The 13,153-nt window shown below is 70.0% G+C and carries 12 protein-coding genes and 1 pseudogene; 4 read left to right on the top strand and 9 right to left on the bottom strand.

Features of this window, described 5'->3' with window-relative positions:
* Together AB0878_RS42135 and AB0878_RS42130 are read right to left on the bottom strand one after the other, a co-directional pair.
* Positions 1 to 612: pseudogene (locus AB0878_RS42135) on the bottom strand (aspartate aminotransferase family protein); the annotation flags it as partial.
* Between the two features lie 148 nt (positions 613 to 760).
* Positions 761 to 1,474 (bottom strand): type 1 glutamine amidotransferase domain-containing protein, encoded by a 714-nt coding sequence (locus AB0878_RS42130; protein WP_366587499.1) that lies wholly within the window; start codon positions 1,472 to 1,474, stop codon positions 761 to 763.
* Positions 1,475 to 1,652: 178 nt separating this feature from the next.
* On the opposite strand from AB0878_RS42130, the gene AB0878_RS42125 reads away from it, so the two are divergent.
* The 3 genes from AB0878_RS42125 to AB0878_RS42115 all read left to right on the top strand — a co-directional run bounded on the left by AB0878_RS42125 (position 1,653) and on the right by AB0878_RS42115 (position 3,602).
* On the top strand, positions 1,653 to 2,237 hold the full coding sequence (locus AB0878_RS42125; protein WP_366587496.1) for a CGNR zinc finger domain-containing protein: 585 nt from the start codon (positions 1,653 to 1,655) through the stop codon (positions 2,235 to 2,237).
* A 40-nt stretch (positions 2,238 to 2,277) separates the two neighbouring features.
* Positions 2,278 to 3,051 carry a maleylpyruvate isomerase family mycothiol-dependent enzyme gene (locus AB0878_RS42120; RefSeq protein ID WP_366587494.1) on the top strand — a complete coding sequence of 258 codons (774 nt, stop codon included), beginning with the start codon at positions 2,278 to 2,280 and terminating at the stop codon, positions 3,049 to 3,051.
* 179 nt (positions 3,052 to 3,230) lie between these two features.
* Positions 3,231 to 3,602, top strand: coding sequence for a hypothetical protein (locus AB0878_RS42115; protein WP_366587491.1), 372 nt, complete (start codon positions 3,231 to 3,233; stop codon positions 3,600 to 3,602).
* Between the two features lie 69 nt (positions 3,603 to 3,671).
* Here the strand turns inward: AB0878_RS42115 and AB0878_RS42110 are convergent, their stop codons facing one another.
* From AB0878_RS42110 to AB0878_RS42080, 7 genes are all read right to left on the bottom strand, one after another.
* The gene (locus tag AB0878_RS42110) at positions 3,672 to 4,886 is read right to left on the bottom strand and encodes an MFS transporter (protein ID WP_366587489.1); all 1,215 of its coding nucleotides are present in this window, start codon (positions 4,884 to 4,886) and stop codon (positions 3,672 to 3,674) included.
* A 250-nt stretch (positions 4,887 to 5,136) separates the two neighbouring features.
* Positions 5,137 to 6,177, bottom strand: coding sequence for an alpha/beta hydrolase (locus tag AB0878_RS42105; protein WP_366587487.1), 1,041 nt, complete (start codon positions 6,175 to 6,177; stop codon positions 5,137 to 5,139).
* Between the two features lie 97 nt (positions 6,178 to 6,274).
* Positions 6,275 to 6,778, bottom strand: coding sequence for a GNAT family N-acetyltransferase (locus AB0878_RS42100; protein WP_366587485.1), 504 nt, complete (start codon positions 6,776 to 6,778; stop codon positions 6,275 to 6,277).
* A gap of 6 nt (positions 6,779 to 6,784) precedes the next feature.
* On the bottom strand, positions 6,785 to 8,404 hold the full coding sequence (locus AB0878_RS42095; RefSeq protein ID WP_366587483.1) for an AMP-binding protein: 1,620 nt from the start codon (positions 8,402 to 8,404) through the stop codon (positions 6,785 to 6,787).
* Between the two features lie 12 nt (positions 8,405 to 8,416).
* A complete protein-coding gene (locus AB0878_RS42090) occupies positions 8,417 to 9,592 on the bottom strand; it encodes an acyl-CoA dehydrogenase family protein (RefSeq protein ID WP_366587481.1) in 1,176 nt (391 codons plus the stop codon).
* 23 nt (positions 9,593 to 9,615) lie between these two features.
* On the bottom strand, positions 9,616 to 10,758 hold the full coding sequence (locus AB0878_RS42085; protein ID WP_366587479.1) for an acyl-CoA dehydrogenase family protein: 1,143 nt from the start codon (positions 10,756 to 10,758) through the stop codon (positions 9,616 to 9,618).
* Between the two features lie 67 nt (positions 10,759 to 10,825).
* Positions 10,826 to 11,464: a TetR/AcrR family transcriptional regulator gene (locus tag AB0878_RS42080; protein ID WP_366587477.1), complete on the bottom strand. Its 639-nt coding sequence runs from the start codon at positions 11,462 to 11,464 to the stop codon at positions 10,826 to 10,828.
* Positions 11,465 to 11,907: 443 nt separating this feature from the next.
* On the opposite strand from AB0878_RS42080, the gene AB0878_RS42075 reads away from it, so the two are divergent.
* On the top strand, positions 11,908 to 13,059 hold the full coding sequence (locus AB0878_RS42075; RefSeq protein ID WP_366587475.1) for an acyl-CoA dehydrogenase family protein: 1,152 nt from the start codon (positions 11,908 to 11,910) through the stop codon (positions 13,057 to 13,059).
* Positions 13,060 to 13,153 lie beyond the last annotated feature (94 nt).

The following is a 13,153-nucleotide window of genomic DNA, read 5'->3' as shown; positions in this document are numbered from 1 at the left end:
GTCCACAGTGACCAGCGCCCGCTCGCCGAGGCCGAGGAACCGCAGCGCCCGCAGCACGGTCGAGTGCGCACCGGACTTCACCACGACGGTGATCCGCGGCGCGCCGACGAGACCGTCGGCCTCGACGTTCCACCCGGCGTCGCGCAGCACCTGGTGCCGGGCCGCCGCGAGGCAGGTGAAGGTGGCCATCTGCCCGCCGGTGACGAACCCGACCGAGCTCTCGCCGGGCAGTCCCAGCAGGTCGACCAGCCACTCGGCCGCGAGCTCCTCCGCGACGGCGACACCCGGCGTCGACGGGTAGAGCGAAGCGTTCTGGTCCCACGCTGTAACCAGCACGTCCGCGCCGAGCGCGGCCGGGTGCAGGCCGCCGACGACGTAACCGAAGTAGCGCCCGCTCGCCTGCGCGGCCACGTAGGGCTCCAGATCACGAGCGAGCTCGTCGACGACCCGCACCGCGTCGAGGCCTCGCGTCGTCGGCGGGCGGTCGAGCGCGGCGCGGATCGTCGCGTGGTCCGCGGTCGGGAACACCGGCCGGTCCGGCAGCGAGCCGAGGTAGTCCAGCGCGGCCGTGCTCGCCGCGTCGAGCACGGATTTCCAGTCTGACTCCTGCACGGTTCCTCCTGCGGTCGCCGGCACGGCGAGGACCGGCAACGTCCACGCAGGACAGCCGGCACCGGGAATCTGAGTTGTCCAACTCAGATCGCGGCCATTCTGCGTTGGCGCACTCAGAACTGTCAAGGCTCCCGTTGCCGGGACGGTTTCAGCCGCGCTCGGCCAGCGCCTTCAGCAGCGCTTCGGCGGCCTGCTCACCCGAGGCCGGGTTCTGGCCGGTGATCAGGTTGCCGTCGACCACCACGTACGAACCCCAGGCCGGACCCGAGGAGTACTCGGCGCCGGCGTGGCGCAGCCGCTCCTCCAGCAGCCACGGCGCGTTCTGCGCGAGGCCGACCTGCTGCTCCTCCTCGTCGGAGAACGCGGTGAGCTTGCGGCCCTTGAACAGCCAGCCACCTTCGGGGTCGCCGGCGGAGAAGAAGCTTGCCGGGCCGTGGCACAGCGACGCGACCACCTTGGACTCGTGGGGCAGCAGCGCGGCCAGCACGCGGGCGACGTCGGCGTTCACGGCCAGGTCCTGCATCGGGCCGTGGCCGCCGGGGATCAGCACCCCGTCGAACCCGGCCGGGTCCACGTCCTCGAGCCGCGCCGGCGACTGCAGCAGCTCGCGGTGGGCTTCGACGTACGCGCGCATGTCGTCGACGTGGGCCTGGTTGCCGCCGTTGGCCTGCAGGCTGAGGCTCAGCTCGTCGACCGGGGCGGGGCGCCCGCCCGGCGTCGCGATGGTCAGCTCCACGCCCGCCGCGGACAGGATGCGGTGCGGCACCACGAACTCCTCGGCCCAGAACCCGGTCGGGCGCTGGCTGCCGTCCTTCTGGCTCCACTTCGTGGCCGACGTGAGGATCACCAGCAGCTTGGTCATGTCTTCGTTCTCCTTGGGGATTTCCCGCGCTCCGGAGCGAGCCGCGGGCTTGATCACGTGTCATAGGCTATTCCCTGATGCATGTCACCTGGCAATGAATCGAGCGCTCTTGTGACTTGCTTAACAACTTAGGTCATGACACTTCGGTCGGCTACACTCGAGACCGGAGGTGGCGGCTGTGAAGGTGACGCTGGGTCCCGCGCGCGCCGGTGACGAGTGCGTGAGCTCGAACCTGTTGGTCGGGTTCGTGAACACGCGGGTGCACGGCAAACAGGCCGAGGAGCAGCTGGCCGACGGCGCCGCCGTCGCGAAGTGGTTCCAGGCCGTCGACGCGGGTGACTCCGCCGGCGCGACCGACGCCGACGCGGCCACCGCCCGCGAACTGCGCGACGCGTTGCTGGGCATCCTGCGCGCGCACGTCGGCTGCGACGAGGGCGTGGCGATGGTGGCCGAGTCCGAAGCCCACCTGCAGCGGGCCGCGGTGCGCTTCCCGGTGACCACGGTCGTCACGGCGGAGGGGTGCGAGCTGCACCCGACCGGCACCGGCGTCGACCGGTCGTTCTCGCACCTGCTCAGCGCGGTCGCCGACCTCGCCTCGCGGGGCGCGTGGCCGCGGGTGAAGGTGTGCAAGAACGACACGTGCTACACGGCGTTCTTCGACAAGACGCGCAACTCCTCGGCGCTGTACTGCAGCACGACGTGCAGCGGCCAGATGGCCACGCGCGCGTACCGCGAGCGGAAAAAGGAGTGCGCCGCTCGGTGATCGGCGGAACACAGCCGTCCATTCGGGAGTTGAGCGTGGCATGAGCCAACTCGTGGACCGCACGATCACCGCCCTTCGCGCCGAGCACGACACGCTCGCCGCCCTCGTCCGCACCCTCACCGACGAGCAGCTGGCCACCACCAGCGGCGCCGCCGAATGGACCGTCGCGCAGGCCCTGTCCCACCTCGGCAGCGGCGCCGAGATCGGCCGCCCGCCGATCGCCCGCGCCGCCGGCGAGACCGTGGCGGTCGAAGACAACCCGACGATCTGGGCCCGCTGGGACGGCTCCGCGCCGCGCGCGCAGGCCGAAGGTTTCCTGGAGCACAACGCCCGCTGGCTCGACACCGTCGAGGCGCTTACGCCCGAACAGCGCTCGTCGCTGACCGTCGACCTCGGCTTCCTGCCCGAGCCGGTCTCGCTGCTGACCGCCCTGGGCATGCGCCTCAACGAGGTGGCCAACCACTCGTGGGACGTGCGCGTTGCGTTCGACCCCCAGGCCGGCGTGGCAGCCGGCTCGGCCGAGGTGCTCGTCGACCTGATGGCCGGCCCGATCGGCTTCATGCTCGGTTTCTTGGCGAAACCGGCCGAACTCGGCAAGCCGGCGTCGGTCGCCATCCCGGGTGCCGGCCTGGTGATCGACGAAGCCGTGACGGTGGTGGACCACCTCGAATCGCCCTCGGCCACGTTCAACGGCCCGGCCGAAGCCTTCATCCGCCTGGTCAGCGGCCGGCTGAAGCCTCCGCGCGACACCGGCGTGACCGTCGACGGCGCCCTCTCGCTCGACGACCTGCGCCGGGTGTTCCCCGGCTTCTGACGCCGTGTTGGGAATGGACAGCGGGCTGACCGGTTTCGATCACGGTCAGCCCGTTTTCCGTCCTCCCGGCGATAACCTTCGCACGTGAGCGGTTCTGGGGTGTGCGGTCCGCCGCACGGGTTGTGCGAATTCGGACAGCCGCTGGTGTCGTTGCGACACTTTGTGATCGGTTGAGGACAGTGGCAGTCGACGAACCACCGACCATCCGCGTCCTGCGGTGGGGATTGTGGCTGCAGGTCGCCGCCGCCCTGTTGGCGACGGGCTACGGCGTCGCCGAGGTCGGGGACAGCAGCGGCTGGTGGAGTGCGTTCCTCGTCGCGGGTGTGGTGCTCGACGTGGCCGGTGCGGCGACGTTCGCGGCGTGCGCCGTCGCACTCGGCGGTGGTGCGCGGTGGGTGCTGCGTGCGATGACGACGGTCAACTGGCTGATCGTGATCCAGGGGATCGTGCTGATGCTGAACGGGCACTTCTTCGCCAGCGTGTTGTGGGCGCTCGTGGGAGGCCAGCTGCGCGTCGCGAGCCACGGCGCCGAGGAGTGGTTCGACGCCTGAGCCGCTGCCGTCTGAGCCGCCGCCGTCCGGGCCGCTGACGCCTGAGCCGCCGCGTGTGCGCCGCGGCGGTCACGTCCGCTCGGCGACTCTTCGCACCCGGTGCGCCGTCCTCGGGATCCACGCCCACAGCGCCCCGGCCGCGGCGAAGCCGACGAATCCACTGGCGACGATCCCCAGCCCGAGCCCGGCCAGTGCGGTCACACCGGCCAGCAGCAGCGGGCCGAGGCCGGACCCGATGTCGGCCAATTCGTTCCAGATGCCGATGTGGGTCGGGCGGCCGACGGTCGGCGAGACGTCCGCGCCGAGTGTCATCACGATGCCCGAGCCGAGGCCGTTGCCGAAGCCCATCACCATGGCCACCAGGGCGAGCAGAACCGGCCCGTGCGTCAGCGGCATGAGGACGAAGGAAGCTCCGAGCACGAACGTGCAAGGGACGGCGACCCACCGGCGGCCACGGCGGTCCATCACCTTGCCCGCCGGGTAGAAGACCAGCGCGTCGATCGCGCCGGCGAAGCCGTAGATCACCGAGCTGACCGTGGGCGAGAGGCCGAGGTGGGCCGCCCACAGGGGAACGACGGTCTGGCGCGTCTGCCGGATCCCCGACAGCAGCAGGATGCCGACGCCGAGCGTCGCGTATACCCGCCACTTCTGCTTGACCATCCCCCACGTCGTGACCGCCGCCGCGGCCGCGCGGTTTTCCTCGACCGTCTCCAGGTCCGGCACCCGGTACACGACGATCCCGGCCGCGAGCACCGCGACGAGGCTCAGGTAGTACGCGCCGGCCTGTCCCCAGATCTGCATCGCCGCGGCCCCGGCGAAGGGACCCAGGAACAGCCCGACGCGCATCGTCCCGCCGAGCGTCGACAACGCCCGCGCCCGCATGTGCAGCGGCACGGCTTCGGTCAGGTACGACTGGCGTGCCAGGCTGTACACCGCGCTCGCCGCACCGATCAGCAGCACGCCGGCGCCGTAGACGACCAGCGCGGCCTGCCCCGCGCCGATGTTCACCAGGCACAGCACGAGCCCGACGGCGGTCACCCCGGCCGCCACCAACATCGACTTCCGCTCACCGACCCGCGTGGCGAGGATGCCCGCCGGGATGTTCGTGATCAGCGAGCCGATCCCGAGCAGCGCCCCGATCAACGCCGCCACCGACGTCGTGGCTCCGCGGTCGATCGCGCTCAGCGCGACGACCGGCAGCATCGACCCTTCCGCCAGCCCGAACAACGCGGCGGGCCCGTACACCGCGACGGCCACCGACCGCAGCCGGAACTCCTCAGCCATGCCCGGCCACCGCCGCGATCAGCCGGTCATGGCCGGAACCGTTCGCTCTCCGAGCGCCGGAGTGCCACAGAGCGAGGCGAGTTGGTATTTCGGCAGCGAGAAGTCCTGTGCGCACGGGCCGATCTTCGCAAGCCCGGCCTGCTCACCGGCCCGCTCGTGGCGAGTCCCACACCGGTCACCGACCGACTGGAGCACAACTCCCGCGGCAGAACTGCACAATTCCCCTCGAACGGACTTTTCGCGGGCAGCCTCAGAACTTGTCGACGTCGATGATGGCTTTGGCGAACGGCTGCGGTGCTTCCTGGGGCACGTTGTGGCCGATCCCGGTGAACGTCCGGTGCTCGTACTTGCCCGTGAACTTGTCCCGGTAGGCCTTGCCGTCGGCCGCGGCGGCGTCGAAGTCGCTGCCGATGGTGATCGTCGGGACGCCGATCTTGGGTGAGGCCTGAAGCTTCTGCTCGTAGACGTCGTACTGCGGTTCGCCCGGCGCGAGGCTTTGGCGCCAGCGGTAGTTGTGCACGACGATGGCCACGTGGTCGGGGTTGTCGAACGCCTGCGCCGTGCGGTCGTAGGTCGCGTCGTCGAAGTTCCACTTCGGAGAGACGTTCTTCCAGATCAGCTTGTTGAAGTCGTGCCGGTACTTCGTGTACCCGAGGACACCGCGGTCCGTGGCGAGGTAGTACTGGTACCACCAGCCGTACTCGGCCAGCGGCGCCAGCGGCTGCTTGTTGACCTCCAGGTTGTTGATGCCGTACCCGCTCACCGCCACCATCGCCTGAACCCGCTCCGGCCACAGCGCCGCGATGACGTCCGCGGTGCGCACACCCCAGTCGTAGCCGCCGAGGATCACCTTGTCGAGGTGCAGCGCGTCCATCATGGCCACGATGTCGAGCGCGACGACCGCCTGCTGTCCATTGCGGACGGTGTCCTTCGACAGGAACGTCGTCGGCCCGTAACCGCGCAGGAACGGCGCGAAGACGTGGTAGCCGGCCGCCGCGAGCAGCGGGCCGACGTCGACGTAGCTGTGCGGGTCGTACGGCCAGCCGTGGAGCAGGACCACCGGTTTGCCCGTGGCCGGGCCCCACTCGGCGTACCCGACGTCGAGCAGCCCGGCCTTGACCTGTTTGATCGGGCCGAGCGAGGTGTTGTTGCCGGAGCCGACCCTGAGGTCGTCGCCGGGTGCGGCGGCGGGCGCGGCTGCCGGTGCGCCCTGTCCGGTGGAACACGCGGCCAGCGACGCGGCCGCCGCCGTCGCGGCGAAGGCCTGGCCGAACTGCCTCCGGTTGATCATTCCAGCTCCCTGGGAGATAGTGCTTGTTCGTTGACGCGCCAAACCTATGTGGACAGTGATCTTCGGCGCGAGCGTCAAGTGACGCTGTCGGTGTACGTCACCGCCGCGGGTTCCCAGGAGCGGCAAGGGTTCCGTGGACGGTGATCGTCTCCCCGTGTCGCACGAACCGGATGTCCGGCAACCGCCGCCGCAGCCAGTCGAGCACGAAGTAGTTGGCGCCGAGCACATCACACCGCACTCGCGTCGAACCGCCGTCCGACAGAGCGTTCGTCAGCTCCTGCAGGAGTTTCCGGCCGATCCCGCGGAACTGGTAGTCCTCGGCGACGACGATGCCGATGTCCACCCCGTCACCGTCGTGGTCGGTCGCCATCAGGTGCCCGACCACGGTCTCGCCGTCGAGCGCGAGGAGCACGACCTGGCCGGGCGCCACCGTGGTCAGCGTGGTGAGCAAAGCCGGGGAGATGTACCGGATGCCGGAGAAGAACCGGTGGTACCGGCTGGCGAGCGACAGTCCGATCAGGAATCTTCCGACCGGCTCACCGTCTCCGGCGACAGGTCGGCGGATGACGATCCGCGCCGCCAGGTCGGCGTCAGGAGCCATGGCCCCTCACAGCGTCGGCACCGGAAGCCCCAGCGCCTTGGCCGACTCCGCCCGCATCTCGATCTTGCGGATCTTGCCGGTCACCGTCGTGGGGAACTGCTCCACCAGGCGCACGTACCGCGGGATCTTGTAGTGCGCCAGCTTTCCCGTCGCGAAGGCGCGGATCGCGGCCGCGTCCAGCGGAGCCGCGCCGGCGCGCACCTTGATGCACGCGCACAGCTCCTCGCCGAACCGCTCGTCGGGCACCCCGACCACCTGCACGTCCTCGATGTCGGGGTGCGTGTAGAGGAATTCCTCGATCTCCCGCGGATACACGTTCTCCCCGCCCCGGATCACCATGTCCTTGATCCGGCCGACGATCAGCGCGTAACCGTCCTCACGCATCACGGCGAGGTCGCCGGTGTGCATCCAGCCGTCGGCGTCGAGGACGTCCGCCGTGCGTTCCGGGTCGTTCCAGTACCCGATCATCACCGAATAGCCACGCGTGCAGAACTCGCCCGGCGTCCCGCGTTCCACGGTCTCGCCGGTCTCGGGGTCGACGATCTTGATCTCGACGTGCGGGTGCACACGCCCGATCGTCGCGGTGCGCCGGTCGAGGTCGTCGTCGGCCAGCGTCTGGCACGACACCGGTGAAGTCTCTGTCATTCCGTACGCAATGGACACTTCCGCCAGGTGCATCTCGGTGACACAGCGCTTCATCACCTCGACGGGACACGGCGCGCCGGCCATGATCCCCGTGCGCAGCGTGCTCACGTCGTACTCCGCGAAAGCGGGCAGCGCCTGCATGCCGATGAACATCGTCGGCACGCCGTACACCGCCGTGCACCGTTCGTCCTGAATGGACTTGAGCGTGGTCGCCGGGTCGAACGCCGGGCCGGGGATGACCATCGCGGCGCCGTGCGTGGTGCAGCCGAGGTTGGCCATCACCATGCCGAAGCAGTGGTAGAACGGCACCGGGATCGCCAGCCGGTCTTCGGGGCTGAAGCCGATGGTCTCGGTGACGAAGAAGCCGTTGTTCAGGATGTTGCGGTGGCTCAGCGTGGCGCCCTTGGGAAACCCCGTGGTGCCCGACGTGTACTGGATGTTGATCGGGTCGCTCGGGCTGAGCGAAGCCAGCCGTCCGGCAAGGTCCTCCTCGCCCGTCGCGCAGTCGAGCAGCTGCTGCCAGTCGTCGGTGTCGAGGTACACCACGGTGCGCAGCGCGGTGCCGGCACGGACCTCGTCGATCATGGCCCCGTAGTCGCTGGTCTTGAACGTGCTCGCCGAGATCAGCAGCGTGACGCCGGACTGTTCGAGCGCGTACGCCAGCTCGTGCGTGCGGTACGCCGGGTTGATGTTGACCAGGATCGCGCCGATCTTCGCGGTGGCGTACTGCGTGATCGTCCACTCGGCACAGTTCGGCGCCCAGATGCCGACGCGGTCGCCCTTTTCGACCCCGACGGCCATCAACGCCCGGGCGAGCGTGTCGACGTCCGCGTTGAGCTCGGTGTAGGTCCACCGCCGTCCGGTCGCGAACTCGACCAGGGCCTCGCGGTCACCGTGCGCGGCGACGGTGCGTTCGAAGTTCGCGCCGATCGTCTCTTCGAGCAGGGCCGGGCTGTCGGCGCCGCGGGCGTAGGAGAGCATGATCCACTCCGATCACTTGAGTTCGGCGGACGACTTGCCGAGCAGCCGGCGCGCCACGATGAGCTGCTGGATCTGTTGCGTGCCTTCGAAGATGTCCATGATCTTCGCGTCGCGCGCCCACTTCTCCAGCAGTGAGTCCTCCGAATAGCCGAGGCTGCCGGCGAGCGCGACGCAGCCCAGCGCGATGTCCGTGGCGCTGCGGCCGGCCTTCGCCTTGGCCATCGACGCGTGCATCGAGTTCGGCCGGGCGTTGTCCGCCATCCACGCCGCTTCGAGGGTGAGCAGGTAGGCCGCCTCGTAGTCGGCCTCCAGGTCCAGGAACGTCGCGACGGCCGCGGGTTGCCGCGGGCCGGCGCGGTCGTAGTCGATGGTCAGGCCGGCCTCGGCGAGCAGCGTGCGCGTCTCGTCGAGCGCGGCCCGCGCCACGCCGACGGCCATCGCCGCGACGAGCGGACGGGTGTTGTCGAACGTCTGCATCACGCCGGCGAAGCTGCGTTCGACGTTGATCTCCGGGTCGCCGAGCAGGTTTTCCCGCAGCACACGCACGTTGTCCAAGCGCAGGTGCGCGGTGTCGGAGGCACGGATGCCGAGCTTGTGCTCCAGGCGCACGAGCTCGAACCCCGGCGAGTCCTTCTCCACCACGAACGACTTGATCGCCGCGCGGCCCAGCGTGCGGTCGAGCGTCGCCCACACCACCACGGCGTCGGCGCGCTCGCCGGAGGTGACGAAGATCTTCTCGCCGTTGAGCACGTAGTGGTCCCCGACGAGCACGGCCGTGGTGCGGATGGCGGCGGAGTCGGAACCGGTGTCGGGCTCGGTGATGGCCATCGCCGCCCACTTGCCCGCGAACCGTTCGGCCTGCTCGGCGTTCGCGACGGACGCGATGGCGGCGTTGCCGAGCCCCAAGCGGGGCAGGGACAACAGCATTCCCGCGTCACCCCAGCACAGCTCCATGATGCCGAGCACGCTGGCGAGGTTGCGTCCATTGCGGACTTCCGCGGTCGCCGTGGGCCGACCGCCCGCCGTGTTGAGGCTGTCCGCGAGCGGCGCGAGGGCGTCGAGCTCCGGCGGACGCGTGTGCTCGGCGCGGTCGTTGCGCCGGGAACCCGGCCGGAGCAGCTTCTCCGCGGTGAGATGGGCCTGGTCGACCACTGTGGACAGTCTGGCCGGCACTTCGAGGTGGATCACTGGCTTGCTCCTTGCGTACCGGTTCAGACGAGCACGACACCGCTGGCGACACCGACCGCGCGCAGGTCGCGGTACCAGCGTTCGACGGGGTGTTCCTTGACGTAGCCGTGGCCGCCGAGCAGCTGCACGCCGTCGCTGCCGATGCGCATGCCCTTGTCGGCGCACAGCCTGCGGGCGAGCTCCGTCTCGCGGGCGAACGGCAGCCCGGCGTCGGCGCGAGCGGCCGCGCGGTAGGTGGCCAGCCGCATGCCTTCGAGCTCGATGGCGATGTCGGCGACCTTGAACGCGACCCCCTGGCGATGACTCACCGGCTCCCCGAAGGCGACGCGCTCGTTGACGTACGGAATCACGTAGTCGAGCACGGCCTGCGCGGTGCCGACCGCGAGACCGCACCAGGCCAGCCGCGACAGCCGCACGCACTCCGCGTAGGCAGCCGGCTCGGCGTCACCCATCAGGGCCGTTTCGGGTACGTGCACCGCTGCCAGGTCGAGCCGTCCCGTGCCGGCCGCGCGCAGGCCCATCGTGGGTTCGGCCTCGACGCTCAGCCCCGGGGCGTTCGCCTCGACGATGAACAACGCAGGCCCTTGGCCGGCCAGCTCCGCCGCGACCACGAACATCTCGGCCTGCGCGGCCCGCGCCACCAGCGACTTGGCCCCGTCGAGGACGAACCCGCCCGCCGTGCGGCGGGCCACCGTGCGCAGCTCGAACGGGTCGAACACGGCCCGCGGCTCGAGGATGGCGAGAGCCGCCGCCGGCACGGTGTCCCCGACGAACTCGGGCAGGTACGCCTCCTGCGCCTCGCCACTCCCCCACAGCACGAGCGCCGTGCTCACGGCCGACGAGGCGAGACACGCCACGGCCAGCCCCATATCGCCGGTGGCCAGTGCCTCGGTGACCAGGGTCGCGGTGACCGCGGACCGCGCGGTGGCGACGCCGCCGAGCTCCTCCGGCACCCCCAGCAGGCTGAGGCCGAGCTCGGCGGACTTGGTGACCAGGTCGTCGGGCGCCGCGCCCGCCGCGTCGGCCTCGCCCGCCCGCGCACGCAGGTGCTCGGCGGCGAACTCGGCGACGGTGTCGCGGATCAGCCGCTGGTCCTCGCTCGGGGTGAAGTCGAGCAGGTCGGGCGGGGTGTCGAGCGGGGGCCGGCGGGGGGCACGGCTGGCCATGGTTGATCTCCTGACGTGCGGAAACGGGCATGGGCCCGAGGAAAAGAGCGAGGTCGTGCGGTGGCGCTCAGGCGTTCTTGGCGCGAGTCCCGGCACGACGACGAACGGGGGCGGGAGCCTGGCCGAGGCCGGCGATCAACGCGTCGAGCCCCAGGCGCCAGCGGCGGTCCACCGACTGCTTCGAGCCGCCCAGCCGGTGGGCGCTCTCGGCGGCCGCGATGCCCTGGACGTAGGCGAAGAACACGTGCGCGATGTCCGTCGGGTCCGCGGCGAACAGGCCCGCGTCGACGGCGGTGCGGATGTGGTGCACGAAGATCTTGCGCACCTTGACGCCGGCCTTGTCCTCGTCCTGCGTGGGGTCGAAGTCGGTGAACGGGCGCGAGAACATGATCTCGGCCAGCACCGGGTTCGCGACCACGAAGTGGCGGAAGGCCTCGGCGAGATGCCGCAGGGCCGCCAGCGGGTCGTCGTCGGCCGGCAGCGCGGCCAGATCGTCGCCCAGCAGGCGGAATCCCTCGAAGAAGACCTCGCGGATGAGGCCCGCCTTGTCGCCGAACACCTCGTAGATGGCCGGGACCGAGGCCTCGGCCCGGCGGGCGACCGTGCGCGTGGTCAGCCCCGCCACGCCCTCCTCGGCGAGGACCGCGAGCGCACTGGCCAGCCCGCGCTCGCGCAGCGCTTCGGTGCGTTGCTTCACCCGGGGCACAGCGCGATCGTAACACTCTGCCTCCCTGGTGTGAACCGACGTTACGGAACATCGATACGGAACAACGTTACGCTCGTCGCCACTATGCATCGCCCGGCCCGCCGCCGCTACCCTTGAATGGGGGTAACCGCGTTGTCGGCCTCCGGCCGCTCTGCCACGATCGCGATCATTCCCCTTGTCTGCCAACGAAAACTTCCGAGGAGAGCGTTGTACGTCACCTGGACAGCCCGGTTAGCGAGCGCTAACATCGAGCGTGTTAACGACCGCTAACAACGGGTCGCGGACGAGCAGGTGTGCGCCGGTCAGGCGCGGCTCGTGACCGAAGCGACGAGAGTGCCGCACACACGATCACCGCCCCGGGGAATCGCCGGGTTCAGCGGTCCGCCTCGGCCACCAGGTGACGCCGAACGAAACAACTGTCCTTTGGACTCGAGGGAGTCATCGTGATCGACAACAGGCTCAGTGAGGAACACGAGGAACTGCGCAAGACGGTCGCCGCGTTCGCGCGCGACGAGGTCGCGCCGGTCATCGGCGAGTTCTACATGCGCGAGGAGTTCCCCTACGAGATCGTGGCGAAGATGGGGGAAATGGGCCTGTTCGGCCTGCCCTTCGACGAAGCGTACGGCGGGATGGGCGGCGACTACTTCGCGATGTGCCTGGCCGTCGAGGAACTGGCGCGGATCGACTCGTCGGTCGCGGTCACGCTGGAGGCCGGCGTGTCGCTGGGCGCCATGCCGATCTACCGGTTCGGGACCGAGGAGCAGAAGCAGGAATGGCTGCCGAAGCTGTGCACCGGGCGGGTGCTCGGCGCGTTCGGTCTCACCGAGCCGGGCGCCGGCTCCGACGCCGGCGGCGCGCGGACCACCGCCGTCCGCAAGGGTGACGACTGGGTGATCAACGGCTCGAAGGCCTACATCACCAACTCCGGCACGGACATCACCGGCGTGATCACCGTGGCCGCGGTGACCGGCACGGACGACAAGGGCGCCAAGGAGATCTCGACGATCATGGTGCCGTCGGGCACGCCCGGCCTGAGCGTGTCCAAGCCGTACTCGAAGGTCGGCTGGGCCGCCTCGGACACGCGTGAGCTCGGGTTCGACGACGTGCACGTGCCCGCCGCGAACCTGCTCGGCGGCCTCGGCCGCGGCTACGCGCAGTTCCTCTCGATCCTCACCGAGGGCCGGGTCGCGGTGTCCGCGCTGGCCACGGGGCTCGCGCAGGGCTGTGTCGACGAGTGCGTGCGCTACGCCAACGAGCGCGAGACCTTCGGCCGGCCCATCGGCAAGTACCAGGCCATCCAGTTCAAGATCGCCGAGATGGAGGCCCGCACGCACACCGCGCGGCTGGCCTACTACGCGGCAGCCGCGAAGATGCTGCGCGGCGAGCCGTTCAAGCGCGAGGCCGCCATCTCGAAGCTCATCTCGTCCAACGCCGCCATGGACAACGCCCGCGACGCCACGCAGATCTTCGGCGGCATGGGGTTCATCAACGAAGCCCCGGTTGCGCGGTACTACCGCGACGCCAAGATCCTCGAGGTCGGCGAAGGCACGAGCGAGGTGCAGAAGATGCTCATCGCCCGCGAGCTCGGGCTCTGACGCTTGCGCGCGATCGGCGGGGCCCCGGGTTCGCCCGGGGCCCCGGTGAAGAAGGTATGACGACCAACAGTAGGTCATCCTAGTAAATCGGAGG

Origin of the sequence: Amycolatopsis sp. NPDC047767 (genome assembly GCF_040704195.1) — a bacterium.
Classification (GTDB): domain Bacteria; phylum Actinomycetota; class Actinomycetes; order Mycobacteriales; family Pseudonocardiaceae; genus Amycolatopsis.
Note: the sequence above shows the minus strand (reverse complement) of the source record. Positions and strands in the feature narration are given on the sequence as shown.

What these genes read in the sequence shown, in the direction of transcription:
- AB0878_RS42085 (WP_366587479.1), bottom strand. Translation starts at nt 10,758, where the DNA reads ATGGCCAGCCGTGCCCCCCGCCGGCCCCCGCTCGACACCCCGCCCGAC.
- AB0878_RS42100 (WP_366587485.1), bottom strand. Translation starts at nt 6,778, where the DNA reads ATGGCTCCTGACGCCGACCTGGCGGCGCGGATCGTCATCCGCCGACCT.
- AB0878_RS42105 (WP_366587487.1), bottom strand. Translation starts at nt 6,177, where the DNA reads ATGATCAACCGGAGGCAGTTCGGCCAGGCCTTCGCCGCGACGGCGGCG.
- AB0878_RS42130 (WP_366587499.1), bottom strand. Translation starts at nt 1,474, where the DNA reads ATGACCAAGCTGCTGGTGATCCTCACGTCGGCCACGAAGTGGAGCCAG.
- AB0878_RS42120 (WP_366587494.1), top strand. Translation starts at nt 2,278, where the DNA reads ATGAGCCAACTCGTGGACCGCACGATCACCGCCCTTCGCGCCGAGCAC.
- AB0878_RS42095 (WP_366587483.1), bottom strand. Translation starts at nt 8,404, where the DNA reads ATGCTCTCCTACGCCCGCGGCGCCGACAGCCCGGCCCTGCTCGAAGAG.
- AB0878_RS42110 (WP_366587489.1), bottom strand. Translation starts at nt 4,886, where the DNA reads ATGGCTGAGGAGTTCCGGCTGCGGTCGGTGGCCGTCGCGGTGTACGGG.